18 protein-coding genes are annotated in these 15,572 nt (G+C 66.2%); 13 read left to right on the forward strand and 5 right to left on the reverse strand.

Annotated elements, in window-relative coordinates:
* From AX685_RS07480 to bktB, 9 genes are all read left to right on the forward strand, one after another.
* Positions 1-230: enoyl-CoA hydratase-related protein (locus AX685_RS07480; protein WP_231738674.1), on the forward strand; the 230-nt coding region annotated here is incomplete at its 5' end.
* Positions 227-1,072, forward strand: coding sequence for a 3-hydroxyacyl-CoA dehydrogenase family protein (locus tag AX685_RS07485; protein WP_066487180.1), 846 nt, complete (start codon positions 227-229; stop codon positions 1,070-1,072). The genes AX685_RS07480 and AX685_RS07485, both read left to right, overlap by 4 nt.
* 22 nt (positions 1,073-1,094) lie before the next feature.
* On the forward strand, positions 1,095-2,276 hold the full coding sequence (locus tag AX685_RS07490) for an acyl-CoA dehydrogenase family protein (RefSeq protein WP_082740690.1): 1,182 nt from the start codon (positions 1,095-1,097) through the stop codon (positions 2,274-2,276).
* 17 nt (positions 2,277-2,293) lie between these two features.
* Complete coding sequence (locus AX685_RS07495; RefSeq protein WP_066487123.1) at positions 2,294-3,811, forward strand: class I adenylate-forming enzyme family protein; 1,518 nt, start codon at positions 2,294-2,296, stop codon at positions 3,809-3,811.
* The gene (locus AX685_RS07500) at positions 3,808-4,614 is read left to right on the forward strand and encodes an ester cyclase (protein WP_066487130.1); all 807 of its coding nucleotides are present in this window, start codon (positions 3,808-3,810) and stop codon (positions 4,612-4,614) included. The genes AX685_RS07495 and AX685_RS07500 overlap by 4 nt, the downstream gene beginning before the upstream one ends.
* Positions 4,614-5,540, forward strand: coding sequence for a 3-keto-5-aminohexanoate cleavage protein (locus AX685_RS07505; protein ID WP_066487137.1), 927 nt, complete (start codon positions 4,614-4,616; stop codon positions 5,538-5,540). Before AX685_RS07500 ends, AX685_RS07505 begins: the two co-directional genes overlap by 1 nt.
* A 4-nt stretch (positions 5,541-5,544) precedes the next feature.
* Positions 5,545-6,321 carry a cyclase family protein gene (locus tag AX685_RS07510; protein WP_066487140.1) on the forward strand — a complete coding sequence of 259 codons (777 nt, stop codon included), beginning with the start codon at positions 5,545-5,547 and terminating at the stop codon, positions 6,319-6,321.
* 324 nt (positions 6,322-6,645) lie between these two features.
* Positions 6,646-9,198 (forward strand): TonB-dependent receptor, encoded by a 2,553-nt coding sequence (locus tag AX685_RS07515; RefSeq protein WP_197418524.1) that lies wholly within the window; start codon positions 6,646-6,648, stop codon positions 9,196-9,198.
* Between the two features lie 6 nt (positions 9,199-9,204).
* Positions 9,205-10,398, forward strand: coding sequence for a beta-ketothiolase BktB (bktB, locus tag AX685_RS07520; RefSeq protein ID WP_066487146.1), 1,194 nt, complete (start codon positions 9,205-9,207; stop codon positions 10,396-10,398).
* Between the two features lie 316 nt (positions 10,399-10,714).
* Here the strand turns inward: bktB and AX685_RS07525 are convergent, their stop codons facing one another.
* Positions 10,715-11,401, reverse strand: a complete 687-nt coding sequence (locus tag AX685_RS07525; protein ID WP_156445717.1) for a hypothetical protein — start codon at positions 11,399-11,401, stop codon at positions 10,715-10,717.
* Positions 11,401-11,961: an AlbA family DNA-binding domain-containing protein gene (locus tag AX685_RS07530; protein ID WP_066487155.1), complete on the reverse strand. Its 561-nt coding sequence runs from the start codon at positions 11,959-11,961 to the stop codon at positions 11,401-11,403. The genes AX685_RS07525 and AX685_RS07530 overlap by 1 nt, the downstream gene beginning before the upstream one ends.
* Before the next feature lie 199 nt (positions 11,962-12,160).
* Here AX685_RS07530 and AX685_RS23080 point away from each other — a divergent pair, with 199 nt between their 5' ends.
* From AX685_RS23080 to AX685_RS07550, 4 genes are read left to right on the forward strand one after another with little or no spacing between them, the layout of a single operon-like run.
* Positions 12,161-12,505 (forward strand): glutaredoxin domain-containing protein, encoded by a 345-nt coding sequence (locus AX685_RS23080; RefSeq protein ID WP_231738677.1) that lies wholly within the window; start codon positions 12,161-12,163, stop codon positions 12,503-12,505.
* On the forward strand, positions 12,450-13,034 hold the full coding sequence (locus AX685_RS07540; RefSeq protein WP_231738680.1) for a TspO/MBR family protein: 585 nt from the start codon (positions 12,450-12,452) through the stop codon (positions 13,032-13,034). Before AX685_RS23080 ends, AX685_RS07540 begins: the two co-directional genes overlap by 56 nt.
* Entirely contained in the window at positions 13,034-13,396 is a 363-nt protein-coding gene (locus AX685_RS07545) for a thiol-disulfide oxidoreductase DCC family protein (protein ID WP_066487164.1), read from the forward strand. Before AX685_RS07540 ends, AX685_RS07545 begins: the two co-directional genes overlap by 1 nt.
* Positions 13,393-13,887, forward strand: a complete 495-nt coding sequence (locus tag AX685_RS07550) for a DUF427 domain-containing protein (RefSeq protein WP_066487167.1) — start codon at positions 13,393-13,395, stop codon at positions 13,885-13,887. The genes AX685_RS07545 and AX685_RS07550 overlap by 4 nt, the downstream gene beginning before the upstream one ends.
* A gap of 37 nt (positions 13,888-13,924) precedes the next feature.
* On the opposite strand, the gene AX685_RS07555 is transcribed toward AX685_RS07550, so the two are convergent.
* From AX685_RS07555 to AX685_RS07565, 3 genes are all read right to left on the reverse strand, one after another.
* On the reverse strand, positions 13,925-14,905 hold the full coding sequence (locus tag AX685_RS07555; protein WP_066487169.1) for an aldo/keto reductase: 981 nt from the start codon (positions 14,903-14,905) through the stop codon (positions 13,925-13,927).
* 70 nt (positions 14,906-14,975) lie between these two features.
* Entirely contained in the window at positions 14,976-15,275 is a 300-nt protein-coding gene (locus AX685_RS07560; RefSeq protein ID WP_066487174.1) for a putative quinol monooxygenase, read from the reverse strand.
* Positions 15,268-15,572, reverse strand: a 305-nt coding sequence (locus AX685_RS07565) for a zinc-binding dehydrogenase (RefSeq protein ID WP_156445718.1), incomplete at its 5' end; no start/stop codon positions are given. The genes AX685_RS07560 and AX685_RS07565, both read right to left, overlap by 8 nt.

Below are 15,572 nucleotides of genomic sequence, written 5' to 3' on the forward strand. Positions count from 1 at the left end.
CGGGTCAGGCGCTCGATGCCGCGCTGACGCTCGCTGAAGAAATCTCTGCCAACGCCCCGCTCTCGGTCGCCGCCAGCAAGGCGATCATGGCCGCCGCGCCTGACTGGCCGGTCGCCGAGCGCTGGGAGCGGCAGCGGCCGATGGTCGAGGCGGTGCTCGCCTCCGACGATGCGCAGGAGGGGGCGCGCGCCTTTGCCGAGAAGCGTGCACCGATATGGAGCGGACGATGACCGAAGCGGTGGGCGTGATCGGCGGCGGCACGATGGGGGTCGGCATCGCGTATGTGTCGGCCATCGCGGGCTACGACGTGCATGTCGCCGAGCCGGACGACGCGCAGGCCGCGGCGATGGTGCAGACGATCGCGACGACGCTCGATGGTGCGGTCGCGCGCGGCAAGTTGAGCGGCGATGCACGCGAAGCCGCTGCCGCCAGCATCCACCGCGTCGCGGCGATCGAGGCGTTGCCCGCGGAACTGGCGGTGCTCGTCGAATCGGTTCCCGAACGCCTCGATCTGAAACGCGACGTGCTGGCCCGCGCCGCTGCGCGCAGCCCGCGGCTGCTCGCGACCAACACCAGCGCGATGTCGATCGATACGTTGGCTCAGAGCGTTGCCGATCCGTCGCGCTTCCTGGGGCTCCATTTCTTCAATCCGGTCTGGTCGCTGAAGCTGTTGGAGATCGTCGTCGGTGCCGCGACCACCGATGCCGCGCTGGCCGATGCGCGCGCGTTCGGCGCGGCGATCGGCAAGGAGGTCATCACCGTCCGCGACGTGCCGGGCTTCGCGACCAGTCGCCTCGACTTCGCCGCCGCCTTGGAGGCGATGCGGATGCTGGAGGATGGGGTCGCCAGCGCCGAGGATATCGATCGCGCTGCGGTGCTCGCCTATCGCCACCCAGTCGGCCCGCTGCGCCTCAGCGACATCGTCGGCCTCGACGTGCGCCTAGAAGTCGCCCGCACGCTGGAGGCGGCGCACGGGTCCCGGTTCGCACCGCCCGCCATCCTGTCGACGATGGTCGCCGAAGGCCGCCTGGGCGCCAAGTCCGGCCGCGGCTTCTTCGACTGGCCCGCCTGAATTTCACACACGAGGAACGCCCATGTCCGCCCAGCCGATGTTCTTCTCTCCTCTGGTCGACACCGCCGACCACCACCGCGAACTGCGCGAGAGCGTCGGGCGGCTGGTCGGCAAGTTCGGGCGGAAATATTATCAGGATTGCGTGAAGCGCGGCGAGGAGCCCGATGCGCTGTGGGCCGAACTTGGTGCCGCGGGGTTCCTGGGCGTCCACATTCCGGAAGAATTCGGCGGCAGCGGCGGCGGAATCGCCGATTACAATGTGGTGGTCGAGGAATGCGCGGCGCAGGGCTGCCCGATGCTCCAGCTCGTCATCAATTCGATCACCGCGCCGATCATCGCCGCGCATGGCACGCCCGAGATGAAGGCGCAGTGGCTGCCCGGGATCGCGGCGGGCACGAAGAAGATCTGCTTCGCCATCACCGAGCCCGATGCGGGTTCGAACACCCACAAGGTGAAGACGCATGTCGCGTCGCAGGGCGACGGCTTCGTCCTCAACGGCGCCAAATATTGGACGTCGGGGATCGACGTGTCGGACGCGGTGATGGTCGTCGCGCGCGATCCCGAGATGGAGGTGGGCGACGGTCGATCCGCGCTGTCGCTGTTCCTGCTGTCGACCGATGTCGCCGGCCTCAGCTACCAGCCGATCGACGCCGCGGTGATGACGCCGGAGAAGCAGTTCACGACCTTCTACGACAATATCGAGCTTGGGCCCGAAGCTCTCATCGGCCAGCGCGGGGCGGGGTTGAGGCAGGTCTTCGTCGGCCTCAATCCCGAACGCATCTCGGCCGCGGCGATCAACAACGGCATCGCCCGCTTCGCGCTCAACCAGGCCGCGCAATACGCTCGCGACCGCGCGGTGTGGGGCATGCCGATCGGCCAGCACCAAGGCGTCGCGCATCCGCTGGCCGAGGCCTATGTCCACGTCCAGGCCGCACGCCTGCTCAACGCGCGCGCCGCACAGCTATTCGATCTGAAGGAGGACGCGGCGGAGGCGTCGAACATGGCGAAGTTCGCCGCGGCCGACGCCTCGCTCAAGGCGCTCGACCAGGCGATCCAGGTTCATGGCGGCAATGGCCTCAGCTACGAATATGGCCTCGCCGACCTCTGGTTCATCGCTCGCCTGCACAAAACTGCGCCGGTCAGTCGCGAGATGATCCTGAACCATGTCGCGCAGCACAGCATGGGCTTGCCCAAGAGTTATTGAGAGGGGGAGCGCAGTCGATGCAGCCGACCCTGTTGCAGCTGATGCAGGGCCATGCCGAGCGGACGCCGCACGCGCCGTGTCTGGCGTGCGGCGACACGCTGCTGACCTTTCGCGACCTCGACCGGCGGAGCAGCGCACTGGCGAACGTGCTTGCCGCGCGAGGCGTGGGGGCGGGGGACCGCGTCGCGTTGCTCGCCTACACCGCGCCGATATTTTACGAGCTGACCTACGCCTGCGCGAAGCTCGGCGCGATAATGCTGCCGCTCAACTGGCGCCTGTCGCCGCGTGAGATCGGGCAGATCCTGCGCGATGCCGAGCCGACGGTTATGCTGGTGCAGGACGCGCTGGCACGCCTGCTGGACGATGACGGGGCGCCGCGGATCGACTTGGAAACACTCGATAGGCTGACCGCCGACGCCTCGCCCGAGTTCGCCCCCCGTGCGGTCGATCCCGATGCGCCGACGCTGCTGCTCTACACCTCAGGCACCACCGGCATGCCGAAGGGCGTGCTCATCAGCCAGACCAACCTGTCCTATGTCGAGCGGATGGCGCGCGAGATCTGGGCGTTCGATGCCGCCAGCATCAACCTGGTCGCGATGCCGCTCTTCCACATCGGCGGGATCGGCTACGGGATGATGGCGCTCAGCCAGGGCGGGCATACCGTGCTGCTCGACCGGCTTGATCCGCCGAGCATCGTCGAGACGGTCAATCGGCACGGTGTAACTCACAGCTTCTTCGTGCCGACCGTCGTCCAGCGACTGGTCGACAATGTCGAGGCGGGCGGGGAGGCGCCGCGCGGCCTAAAGCGTATCCTCTATGGCGCCGCACCGATCGGCGAGCCGCTGCTGCGCCGGGCGCTCGCGCTGTTCGGCTGCGAGTTCAGCCACGCCTACGGCGCGACCGAGACCGCAGGCACCGTCATCAGCCTGCCGCCCGACCAACACGACCCCGATGGCCCAATCCCTGAGCGCTTGCGCTCCTGCGGCCGTCCGCTGCCGTGGGTGGAGCTCACGCTGGTCGATCCTGCGACCGGGCAACCGGTCGCGACGGGCGAGGTCGGCGAAATCCGCATCCGGTCGGGCATGGTCACGCAGGGCTATTGGCGCAAACCCGACGAGACGGCCGCCGCGATCACCGCCGACGGCTGGCTCAAGACCGGCGACGCGGCCTACCGCGACGACGACGGCTATGTCTTCATCCACGACCGCTACAAGGACATGATCGTGTCGGGCGGCGAGAACGTCTATCCGACCGAGATCGAAAATGTGCTCGGCGCCCACCCCGCGGTCGGGCAGGTCGCGGTGATCGGCGTGGCCCATCCCAAATGGGGCGAGACCCCGCGCGCCTATGTCGTCCCCCGCGCAGGCGCGACGCCGGACGAGGCGGAGATGATCGCCTTCACCCGCGCGCGGCTGGCGCATTACAAGTGCCCGACCTCGATCCGCTTCGTCGCCGAACTGCCGCAGACCGCATCGGGCAAGATCCTGAAGAAGGATCTGCGCGAGATCGACCGCGTGCTGGAGGCCAAGACATGATGCTTTCCCCCGAAGCGCGAGCCCTGCGGGGATTCGCGGTCGACTTCCTGACCTCGCACGACACGACGGCGGTCGACTGGGTGATGGACCCGGCCTATCGCCTGTCGATCGGCGGGCATGTGTTCGACGGCCGCGATGCGCAGTATCTCCCGGCGACCGCGGCACAGCTCGACCAGTTTCCCGGGCTGACCGTCACGGTCCACGACACAATCCTCGGCACCGCCGGGGTCGCGATGCGCTTTACCGAGCACGGTGCGTCGCGGCGCGACGACGGGCGGGTCGCGGCATGGCGCGGGATCACGCTATTCGCGTTGCACGACGGCCGCCTCGCGAAAGGCTGGGCCGAAGAAGATTATTTCGCCCGCAAGCGGCAGTTGAAGAGCGGCGTGCCCGACGCCGTCGCGCCGCCTGCGCTCGCGCCATGGGACGGCCCGGTGCTGGCGCCCGATCTGGCGGCGGAGACGGTCGTGTGCGACTGGCTGCCCGGTATCCTGACCGATGCCGCGACCGAAGCGGTCCTCGTCGACGGCCCCGCCTTCGCCGCGCTGATCCACCCGGAAAGCGTCAACGCCTCGCACCTGTTCAGCGCCGGCCCGCGCGTCGGGGCGCATGTCGAGGTCCATGGCCGCTACGCCGGCGGCTTCGACGACATCGACCGCGCGCTGGTGGGTCGAGAGGTCGTCCTGCGCCTTGCCGCGATGATCGACGTCGCGGACGGCGCGGTCACGCGGGCGCAGGTGTCGGCGGACCGGCTCGGCCTGCACCGCAGCCTGCTGACACTCCAACGCGAGAGAGGGGCATAATGGCCAAGGTCATCATCACCTGCGCCGTCACCGGCGGCGCGCACACCCCGAGCATGTCCGACGCACTGCCCGTCACCCCGCAGGAGATCGCCGACCAGTCGATCGCCGCGGCGGAGGCCGGGGCGGCGATCCTGCACCTGCATGCGCGCGTGCCGGAAACCGGCCAGCCGACCGGCGACCCGGACGTCTATGCGCAGTTCCTGCCCGTCATCCGACAGCGTACCGACGCGATCGTCAACCTGACGACCGGCGGATCGGCGACGATGCCGCTCCACCAGCGCCTTGCGGCGGCGAACCGCTTCAGACCCGAGATGTGCTCGCTCAACATGGGCAGCATCAATTTCGCCTTCCACGGCGCCGGCCGCCGGATCGCGACGTGGAAGCACGCGTGGGAAAAGGACTATGTCCTCAACTCCGACGACTATATCTTCCGCAACACCTTCCGCGACATCGAACGGATCATCACCACGATGGGCGAGAGCGGAACGCGATTCGAGCACGAATGCTACGACGTCGGCCATCTCTACAATCTGGCCTATTTCGTCGATGCGGGGCTGATCCGCGCGCCGTTCCTGATCCAGATGATCTTCGGCATTTTGGGCGGCATCGGCCCCGACCTCGAAAACCTGATGTTCATGAAATCGACCGCCGACCGGTTATTCGGGCGTGATGCGTATCACTGGTCGGTGCTGGCGGCGGGGAAGCACCAGATGCCGTTCCTGACGCAGGCCGCGCTGATGGGCGGCCACGTGCGTGTCGGGCTGGAAGACAGCCTGTTCATCGAACGTGGCGAGCTGGCGGTGTCGAACGCGCAGCAGGTCGCGAAGATCGTCCGCATCCTGCGCGATATGGGTCATGAGCCCGCAACGCCCGCGGAAGCGCGCGAGATGCTGGCGCTCAAGGGCGGCGACCGGGTGGAGTTCTGAAGTAATGGCACGACGCATCATCGACCTGTCGGTCCCGATCGAGAACGGCGGCCAGTCCGACCCGCCCGGCTATGGCCCGAGCATCGACTATATCGACCACAAGCAGTCGGTCCCCGGCCTGCTCGCCTTCTTTCCCGGACTGGAAACCGTTGACCTGCCCGATGCCGAGGCCTGGGCGATCGAGCGCGTCCAGCTGACGACGCACAACGGCACGCATCTGGATGCGCCGTACCACTATGCCTCGACGATGGACGGTGGAAAGCGTGCGATCACGATCGACGAGGTCCCGCTCGACTGGTGTTTCCAGCCGGGCGTAAAGCTCGACTTCCGTCACTTCCCCGACGGCTATGTCGTGACCGCTGCCGACGTCGAGGCCGAGCTCGCCCGCATCGCTCACACGCTGTCCCAGCGGGAGATCGTCGTCGTCAATACCCGCGCTGCCGCACGCTTCGGGCAGGACGATTATGTGTCGGCCGGCTGTGGCATGGGCCGCGAGGCGACGCTGTACCTGACCGAGCGGGGCGTGCGGGTGACCGGGACCGATGGCTGGAGCTGGGACGCGCCGTTCGTCCACACCGGACGACGCTATGCCGAAACGCACGACGCGGGGCTGATCTGGGAAGGGCACAAGGCCGGCCGCGAGATCGGATATTGTCATATCGAGAAGCTGCACGGGCTGGAACAGCTTCCCGCGACCGGCTTCGACATCGCCTGTTTCCCGGTGAAAATCCGCGCGGCATCGGCGGGTTGGTGCCGGGCGGTGGCGATCATCAACGACTGAGCCGTCCGGTACTCCCGCGCAGCCGGGAGCCCAAGGCCACAAGCGACGACCTCCGTAACCCTAGGCCCCCGTCCGCGCGGGAGGGCGGGGTGCATAATCAACAAGTCTGTAGATCGATCACACCGTTAGTCAGCAGGTAACGCCCCCATCATTCTTGCAAATGTCAACATAAGCGTTGACAAGGCGCGCTGACGAAGATTACCTTTCCGACAGCTGGGAAAGGGCGGCAACGACCGCGCGACTCATAACCCCGGCAGTGGAGAAACGTGGACGGCCACCGGCGTCAGCGCCGGGCGTATCCGGACCGCGCTAGGGAGGATGACGATGAAGGCACGTTCCGTTCGTACCGTTCGTATGATCGCGCTGACGGCCGCCGCGGCGTCCGCGCTCGCTGCCGCATCGGTCAGCGCGCAGACTGCGCCGACCGGGCCGGCTCCAGCGACGCCGCCGGCGCAGACCGATCGGGACGAGCCCGATGCCACGACGACGCAGGACATCATCGTCACCGCGCGCCTCCGCAACGAAGGGCTGCTCGACGTGCCGGTGGCCGTCTCGGTCCTGTCGGCCGATGCGATCAACAAATACAACGCCGCCGACCTGACCAAGATCGGCGAGCTGACGCCGACCGTCATCGTCAGCAACTATCGCACGATCGGCGGCGGCTCGATCGCGATCCGCGGGATCAGCTCGCCGCCGACGCAGGTGGGCTACGAACAGCCCGTATCGGTCGCGATCGACGGCATCCAGTCGTCTTCGGGGCGCGTCGCGACGCTCGGCTTCTTCGACATCCAGCAGGTCGAGGTGCTGAAGGGGCCGCAAGCGCTGTTCTTCGGCAAGAACAGCCCGGCCGGCGTCATTTCCGTCACCACCGCCGGCCCGACCGACCGGTTCGAAGTCGGCGGCCGCGTCGGCTATGAATTCGTCGCCGACGAAGTTTCGGGCGAGGGCCATATTTCCGGCCCGATCAGCGATACGCTGGGCGCGCGCGTCGCGATCAAGTACCGCGATGCCAAGGGGTGGCTGTATAACAACGCCCAGCCGACGACGAATCCCTTCTTCCCGGCCACGCTTCCGGCGTCCACCGGCACGCTGCCCGGCGCGCCCGGCCGCCGCGTGGGCGATGACGAACTGCTCGGCCGCGTGACGTTCGAATACAAGCCGACATCGCAATTTACCGCGACCGCCAAGCTGTTCGGCCTGATCGCGCACGACCAGGGCGGCGGGTCGTTCTCGCAGAATATCGGCCCGTGCAGCGACGGCAAACCACGCTCCTTCGGCGTGGTCGATCCGTTCGGCGACTGTCGCCCGGACAATCAGACCAGCTTCAGCAACATCGTTCCCGCCATCGCCAACCGCATTCCGGCGTTGAACGGCGACAACCGCTCGCGCGGCGTCAACAAGGCAAACACCGCGTCGTTGACGATGAAGTACGACACCGACGCCTTCAACCTGTCGTCGCTGACCGGGTACATCTACAACCGCTACCGTAGTGTTTCGGGTCTGACCCACACCGTCGACAACGCGCTGACGACGTACGAGAACACCGGATACAAGAGCTTCAGCCAGGAATTCCGCCTGCTGACGAAGCTCGACGGGCCGCTCAATTTCCTGGTCGGCGCCTATTACGGCAACACCACCGACGATCTCTACAACGACACCAACTTCCGCGCCGACATCAGCTACAACCCCGCGAACAATCGCATCGAGACCTATGAGAAGGTCGCGTGGCTGAAGGGACGGACGTGGTCGGTCTTCGGTCAGGCGACGTGGCTCATCACGCCGCAGCTCGAACTCGCTGCCGGTGCGCGCTACACCTCGGAGAAGAAGCGGACGCGCAACCAGAACCTCTATGGGGTCAATTCCGCGCTCGGCCGCTTCGATACGTCGACGACGGTCTTCCCCGGATCGACCGATCGCACCCCGGGCATCCTGGCCGGCACCTTCAAGGACGACAATATCTCGCCGGAGGCGACGCTGTCGTATCACCCGGTCGCCAATTCGACGATCTACATCGCGTACAAGACCGGTTTCAAATCGGGCGGCTTCGGCATCACCAGCCCGATTCAGACCGTAACGACGCTGTCGGACATCGACTTCAATTCGGAGACGGCGCGCGGGGTCGAGGTTGGGGCCAAGGGCCAGCTGTTCGACCGCAAGCTGCAGTTGACCGCGTCGGCGTTCGCCTACGACTTCCGCAACCTGCAAGTCACGACCTACGATGCCAGCACGATCCGCTTCCAGATCAGCAACGCCGGCGCAGTGCGGCAGAAGGGCGTCGAGCTGGAAGCGGGCTATGACGCGTCGCGCGCGCTGCGGCTCCACGCCGCGATCGCCTATGTCCACAATCGGTTCCGCGACTATACCGGTCAGTGCTACGGCTATACGATCCCGGCGGCGTCTGCGCTGACCGCTGCGGCGCCTCCGGGCTGCTCGTTCGTCACCACCGCGACCGGCGCGCGCCAGTTGACCGCCGCGGGCACGCCGGTGCTCCAGCAGGTTCTCGACGGTCGTGCACCGGCGCGCTCGCCCGACTTCAGCGGCAACGCCGGCTTCGATCTGAAAGTGCCCGTCGGATCGACGCTGGAGGCAGGGCTGACCGGCGACACCTTCTATAGCTCCAGCTATTTCGCCAGCGACTCCTTCGCGCCCGCCTCGCGTCAGAACGACTTTTGGCGGTTCAACGCGAGCGCGCGGATCGGCGATCCGGACGGCCGCTGGTCGCTGTCGCTGGTCGGCCGCAACCTGACGAACAAATATTACCTGCTCTTCGCCGGCGACCGCACCGGCGGGACCAGCGTGCCGCTGACGCAGGGCGAACAGCGCGGCGTGGTGGCGCGGGGCCGCGAAGTGTTGCTCCAGGCCAGCTTCCGCTACTGAGGCGACATGGAACCCATCTACATCGTCGCGGGCGTCCGCACTGCGATCGGCGACTTCGGCGGCAGCCTGAAGGACCATGCGCCGTCCGAACTCGGTGCGCTGGTGCTGGCCGAGGCCGTGCGGCGCGCCGGGCTGACGCCGGACGACATCGAGCATGTCGTCATGGGGCAGGTCATCCAGACCGAGCCGAAGGACGCCTATCTTGCCCGTGTCGCCGCGCTGAAGGCGGGCATTCCGGTACGAAGCCCGGCGCTGACGCTCAACCGTTTGTGCGGATCGGGCGTCCAGGCGATCGTGTCCGCCGCGCAGATGATCGCGCTGGGCGAGGTCGGCATCGCCGCCGCGGGCGGCGCGGAAGTGATGAGCCGGGCGCCGCACCATGTTTCGGCCGCGCGTTTCGGCCGCAAGATGGGTGATGTCGCGATGGTCGACGCGCTGATCGAGGTTCTGAGCGACCCGATCGATGGCTATCACATGGGCATCACTGCCGAGAATGTCGCACGCGACTACAATGTTTCTCGCGAACAGCAGGACGCTGCGGCTGCCGAGAGCCACCGCCGCGCCGCCCGCGCGCAAGCCGAGGGCCGCTTCGACGATCAGATCCTGCCGGTGACGGTCAAGGCCGGTCGTGAAACCCGCGCCTTCGCGATCGACGAACATGTCCGCGCAGATGCCGACGAAGCTGCGATGGCCAGGCTGCGCCCAGCCTTTCATAAGGACGGCACCGTCACCGCGGGCAACGCCTCAGGCATCAACGACGGCGCTGCTGTGGTCATCCTGGCGTCAGCGAAAGAGGTCGAGCGACGCGGCTTGACGCCGATCGGGCGCATCCTGGGCTGGGGCCACGCCGGCGTCGCGCCCAGCCACATGGGCCTCGGTCCGATCGAGGCGGTGCCGATCGCGCTGCAAAGAGCGAGCCTGACGCTCGACCAGATCGACGTCATCGAAAGCAACGAAGCGTTCGCCGCCCAGGCCTGCGCCGTCTCGCAAGCGCTCGGGTTCGATCCGGCGAAGGTTAACCCGAACGGCTCGGGCATCTCGCTCGGCCATCCGGTTGGCGCGACGGGCACGATCCTGACGGTCAAGGCGCTTTACGAATTGACCCGTATCGACGGCGGCTATGCACTGATCACCATGTGCATCGGCGGCGGACAAGGGATTGCGCTGGTGATAGAGCGCCACACGCTACAAGCGGTTTAGATAATTGGTGTCGCTCGTTTCTTCGCAGCCTCTAGCTCAAGAATTGTCATTGATATGGCGAAGCCATGGGGCGTGGAAGCCGGCAGGCAACAAGTTTTTCCGGTTCCGCTATTTTGCTGATCCGCGACGCTGCGCCGGTTGCAACGGGTGCATGTCGTCCTCTTCAAAAATTGGATTGGTCACCAGCGCGGGGCGACACCGAACGCACTAGCTGTCAGCCATTTCACGGTCGAGCTAACGCGACTTAATCGAGATGAACGAACGGCTGTAATTGGGAATTGAGCGGACGCCTTTGGATGACTATTTATGGGTCAGGCTAACTAAATTCTCGCCGGTAAAAGGCCTCTTGGTCGGCCCGGATTTGGTTCGCGTCGGGATTCCAACCAAACGCGTCGAAAAGTTCGAGAAGCACGCTTAGCGACGTCGGGATCGCTCCGGCCTCGACCGCATCGGGATCGACCCGCCGCTCGATCTGGATAGTCGCGGCATTGCTGCTTTGATCGTCCCAAAAAGGCATCCGCCCCCGGCCGGCGTTGAGCCTGCGGCCTGCGGTATTCCGCAACGAAATGTCGAGCAGGTATCCGTCCCGATAAGTACCCGCACGCGCCAGCCGATGCGCGAACTCAACGAATTCCGACACCGTGTAGATCGTTTCGACGACATTAAGCCAGCGAACACCGTTTCCATCTTCGACCGCCTCGGCCTCTCCATGGACGGCGTTGTAAGACAGAAACTGTCCGCTCCGATACATGCGCCAAAATTCAAGAAACGATTGCCAGTCACACCAGCTTTCGACGTAGCTGTTTCCGCGCTCCATACCTCCCTGATCGTCTTGGCGGTGACTGATATGGGGAAAATCCCATCCTCGCAGCGACACCCTGTTGCGTTCGACCAATTCGGCGCAGTCGCGAAAACTCAGCCGTTCGGCTAAGGGCACAAGCGGCCGGACTACGACCCGCCAGTGGCCTAGTTCGCAGATCCGCTCGAGCAGCCCATCTTTCATCAGAGCCCTCCTAATTCCGCATCATAGTCGGGTCCGGGCTGCAGTTCCGGGACGAAGCCGATCCGGCGCAGGCGCCGTGCACTCAACGCCGCCGACCGCTCGACGAGGTCGCGCATGTCTGTGCTGTTCGCAACGGCCGCGCTCTCGGGTCGCCTCGTTCTGCTGCGGAAATAGACCACGCCGGCCCGCACATCAGCTCCGTCGCGTTTGCAGATCACGGGTACGTCCTCGAACGGGCTTACCTCGATCACCACGAAACGAAGGCCAGCCGCATCGGTGACGGTTTCCATTCGGAACACCGCGCGCGGGTCCGCGAACGGCGCGATGCCGTCACGCATCTCATCGATCCTGTAGCTTGCCACCTGCTCGGCGCTGAGGCCAAGCCTCACAAACGTTCCGTCCTCCACGCCGATCACAATACGGCCGCCATCTATGACATTCGCCATCGCAAGAATGTCTTTTACGAACAGGTTTCGATCCCATGAGACAGCACCCTTGAATTCGAGCGCGTCCGTTTCCTCGGCACCCGTCAGCAGAGCTTCTATGTCCTCGGTATTCATTCGCCCTCATCCGGCCGGCCGATTTGCCGGGAACAGTCTATGGCTAATCCTATTCATCGTCACCATTGATGCATATGATATACCCGTCAGCTTGCCGACCCGTTCGCAAACTGCCTGCCATAAATTTGAACCGGCCGAGCATGTTGAATATCTAACCTGGATGAGCGTCTGTTTCCGGGAAGCCTGAAGGGCGGCGTGGATGTTGGATTATGGGTCACATGTACGACGATGCGGAACGTCGCGCAGCCCTGGTCGCTTTGATTGCAAGGACGCTGAAGTCCGCGGAGATGTCGAAGTGGCGGAAAACAGAACGGCGACCCTCTATCGCATGGTGCTCCCCGAACACATTTGTCCGTTCGGCGTCCGCGCTAGGCAGATGCTGGAGGCGGCCGGGTTCACGGTCGACGATCGCCTGCTGCAATCGCGTGAGGAGGTCGATGCCTTCAAGGCGGAGCAGGGCGTCGCCACCACGCCGCAGATCTTCATCGATGGCGAGCGGATCGGCGGCAGCGACGACCTCGAACGCTATCTCGAGCAGGCGTGAGCAGATGGATCGCCGGGACACTGTTGCCGCGGGCGGATTGACGCGCCTTGCAGCGCTGGCGGCGGTTGGTGCGGTGTTAGGTGCGAGTGCCATCGTCGGGCGGCGCAATGCCCCCGACCGGGCGCATCCCGGCATCCGCCGCTGGTATCGGCGGCTGGACAAGCCCGGCTACACGCCACCCGGCGCGGCGTTCGGCGCAGTCTGGCCGGTGCTGGAAACCGGTCTCGCCGTCGGCGGCTATCGCCTGCTGCGCCGCCCGGCCGGGGGCGCGCGAAACGTGGCTGTCGGCTTGTGGCTGGTCAACACCGCGATGGTCGGCGGCTGGACGCAGCTCTTCTTCCGCGAAAAACGGCTCGGTGCGAGCGCGGCCGCCTCGGGCGCGATGGTCGCGACTGGCGCCGCCTATGTCGCCACGGCCGCGAAGGTCGACCGACCGGCGGCGGCGGTGGCGCTGCCGTTCGTCGCCTGGCTCGGCTTCGCCACGCTCCTGTCCGAGCGGATCTGGCGCGACAATCCGGATGAGGGGTGATGAAGCGGGTCACTGTCTGGCACGACGGCGCCTGTCCGCTCTGCCAGCGCGAGATCGCGATGATGCGTCGGCTCGACAAGCGCGGCGCAATCACGTTCGTGGATGCGGCGGCTGAGGGCACCTGTCCCGTCAGCCGGGCCGAGATGCTGGCGCGCTTCCACGCCCGCGAGGATGGCGGTCCGCTGCTGTCCGGAGCGGGCGCCTTCGCTGCGATGTGGCGCGAGGTCCCGGCGCTGCGTCCGCTGGGCGAGCTGGCACGCCATCGCCTGATCTTGTCGGGGCTGGAACGCCTGTACCTTGGCTTCCTTCGCGTCCGGCCGCGTCTGCAACGATGGCTGGCCCGGCGGGAGGCGCGGACATGAGGCCACGACCCGACAAGCCGTCGCCGGGACAGGAGAGCGTGTGGCGCTATCCTCGCCCCGCCATCGCGGAACCCAGCGACCGGCGGATCCGCATCGAGCATCGTGGCGTCCTGGTTGCCGATACCGGCAAGGCCGTCCGAACGCTGGAGACCAGCCATCCGCCGAGCTGGTACCTGCCGCCCACCGACCTGACGCCCGGTCTGCTGCGCCGCTCGGATCGGCGATCATTCTGCGAATGGAAGGGCGAGGCGGTCTATTGGCACCTGGTGGTTGGTGGCGAGGTGCTGCGCGACGTGGTGTGGAGCTACCCGGAGCCGACCCCAGCCTTTGCGATCCTGCGCGATCACATCGCCTTCTATGCCGGACCCCTCGACCGATGCACGGTGGATGGCGAGCCGGTGGTCGCGCAGCCCGGTGGCTTCTATGGCGGGTGGATCACGGCCGACCTTGCGGGACCATTCAAGGGCGTGCCGGGCAGCATGGGGTGGTGACCGCTGATCGGCCGGCAGGCTTCGAAGCTGGAAGGCCTTAGGAGAAGCCCACGACCGCATGGGGAATGTAGGGCGCTTCCAGCCGCGCTATCTCGTCGTCCGACAGCACAAGGTCAAGCGCGGCGATCGCGTCTTCAAGGTGTGCCGGCTTGGATGCGCCGACGATCGGCGCGGACACCTCCGGCTTGGCGAGTACCCAGGCGAGCGCAACCTGCGCGCGCGGCACGCCACGCTCGCTGGCAACGGCCGCAACGGCCTCGACCACCTTGCGATCCGCCTCCGCCGTCGCCGCGTAGAGCGTGCGGCCGAATGCGTCGGTGGCCGAGCGTTCGGTCGTCTCGTCCCAGTCCCGGGTCAGCCGTCCGCGGGCGAGGGGGCTCCATGGGATCACGCCGATCCCCTCCGCCGCGCACAACGGCAGCATTTCGCGCTCCTCCTCGCGATAGAGGAGGTTGACGTAGTTCTGCATGGTCGAGAAGCGCGTCCAGCCATTCGCCTCGGCGACGTGGAGCATTGTCGCGAACTGCCAGGCAAACATCGACGAGGCGCCGATATAGCGCGCCTTGCCCGCCTTCAAGACGTCGTTCAGTGCCTCCAGCGTCTCCTCGATCGGCACCTCATGGTCGAAGCGATGGATCTGGTAGAGGTCGACATAGTCGGTGCCGAGCCGGGTCAGGCTGGCATCGATCTCGGTCATGATCGCCTTGCGGCTGAGGCCTGCGCCGTTCGGGCCGGGGCGTATCCGGCCATGGACCTTGGTCGCGATCACCACCTCGTCGCGGCGGGTGAACTCCTTCAGCGCGCGACCGACAATCTCTTCCGACGTGCCGTCCGAGTAGACGTTGGCGGTGTCGAAGAAGTTGATCCCGGCCTCCACCGCCTGACGCAAAAGCGGCCGACTCGCCTCCTCGCCGAGGGTCCAGGCGTGGTTGCCGCGATCCGGGATGCCATAGGTCATGCAGCCGAGGCACAGGCGCGACACGTCGAGGCCGGTGTGGCCGAGCTTGATATAGTCCATGGATGATCTCGCTTGTCCGTTCGAGAACGACAACGAATGGAGTGCTCTCGCGCCGCAAGTGACGGAAAGATCATCCGATCCGGTGGAGTCGCTCGACGGATGGCGGTTCGGCAAGCAATGCGTCGAAGCGGGCGGCAAGGCGGGTGAGGGCAGGGGCGCGGCCATGGGCATCGAGGGCGGCCTGATCCGCCCAGCTCTCCACCATCACGATCACGCCAGGCGTGTCGCGGCTCTCATGCGCGTCGTAGAGCAGGCAGCCCGGCTCCGCGCGCACTTCGTCCAGCATGTCGAGTAACGCGGTGACCAGTTCCTCGGCCTTGCCGGGCCGCGGTACGAGGCGGGCGACGACGTGGACGATCTTATCAGTCATGCCGGGGCTCCCATCCTTCCAGAACGATCTTGCCACGCGTGGTGGCGCTTTCGATGCGACGATGCGCCTCGGTGAGCGTTGCGGCGCTGATCGGTGACAGCGTCTCGGTAGCCGTGGTGCGGATGCGGCTAGCATCGACCAGTTCGGCGACCGTGTCGAGCAACCGGCCCTGTTCGGCCATATCGGGCGTGCCGAACAGCGAGCGGGTGAACATCAGTTCCCAGTGGACCGACACCGCCTTGCGTGTGGATCGGCGTGGAAAAAGGACCCCGGTAGCGGGGTGATCGGCGTCGAAAA

This window comes from Sphingomonas sp. CCH9-F2 (assembly GCF_001556735.1).
Classification (GTDB): Bacteria; Pseudomonadota; Alphaproteobacteria; order Sphingomonadales; family Sphingomonadaceae; genus Sphingomonas; species Sphingomonas ginsenosidimutans.

Excerpts from the sequence above, each read along its gene's own strand:
- AX685_RS07485 (WP_066487180.1), top strand. The coding sequence starts at position 227 with ATGACCGAAGCGGTGGGCGTGATCGGCGGCGGCACGATGGGGGTCGGC.
- AX685_RS07490 (WP_082740690.1), top strand. The coding sequence starts at position 1,095 with ATGTCCGCCCAGCCGATGTTCTTCTCTCCTCTGGTCGACACCGCCGAC.
- AX685_RS07495 (WP_066487123.1), top strand. The coding sequence starts at position 2,294 with ATGCAGCCGACCCTGTTGCAGCTGATGCAGGGCCATGCCGAGCGGACG.
- AX685_RS07500 (WP_066487130.1), top strand. The coding sequence starts at position 3,808 with ATGATGCTTTCCCCCGAAGCGCGAGCCCTGCGGGGATTCGCGGTCGAC.
- AX685_RS07505 (WP_066487137.1), top strand. The coding sequence starts at position 4,614 with ATGGCCAAGGTCATCATCACCTGCGCCGTCACCGGCGGCGCGCACACC.
- AX685_RS07510 (WP_066487140.1), top strand. The coding sequence starts at position 5,545 with ATGGCACGACGCATCATCGACCTGTCGGTCCCGATCGAGAACGGCGGC.
- AX685_RS07515 (WP_197418524.1), top strand. The coding sequence starts at position 6,646 with ATGAAGGCACGTTCCGTTCGTACCGTTCGTATGATCGCGCTGACGGCC.
- bktB (WP_066487146.1), top strand. The coding sequence starts at position 9,205 with ATGGAACCCATCTACATCGTCGCGGGCGTCCGCACTGCGATCGGCGAC.
- AX685_RS07525 (WP_156445717.1), bottom strand. The coding sequence starts at position 11,401 with ATGAAAGATGGGCTGCTCGAGCGGATCTGCGAACTAGGCCACTGGCGG.
- AX685_RS07530 (WP_066487155.1), bottom strand. The coding sequence starts at position 11,961 with ATGAATACCGAGGACATAGAAGCTCTGCTGACGGGTGCCGAGGAAACG.
- AX685_RS23080 (WP_231738677.1), top strand. The coding sequence starts at position 12,161 with ATGTTGGATTATGGGTCACATGTACGACGATGCGGAACGTCGCGCAGC.
- AX685_RS07540 (WP_231738680.1), top strand. The coding sequence starts at position 12,450 with ATGGCGAGCGGATCGGCGGCAGCGACGACCTCGAACGCTATCTCGAGC.
- AX685_RS07545 (WP_066487164.1), top strand. The coding sequence starts at position 13,034 with ATGAAGCGGGTCACTGTCTGGCACGACGGCGCCTGTCCGCTCTGCCAG.
- AX685_RS07550 (WP_066487167.1), top strand. The coding sequence starts at position 13,393 with ATGAGGCCACGACCCGACAAGCCGTCGCCGGGACAGGAGAGCGTGTGG.
- AX685_RS07555 (WP_066487169.1), bottom strand. The coding sequence starts at position 14,905 with ATGGACTATATCAAGCTCGGCCACACCGGCCTCGACGTGTCGCGCCTG.
- AX685_RS07560 (WP_066487174.1), bottom strand. The coding sequence starts at position 15,275 with ATGACTGATAAGATCGTCCACGTCGTCGCCCGCCTCGTACCGCGGCCC.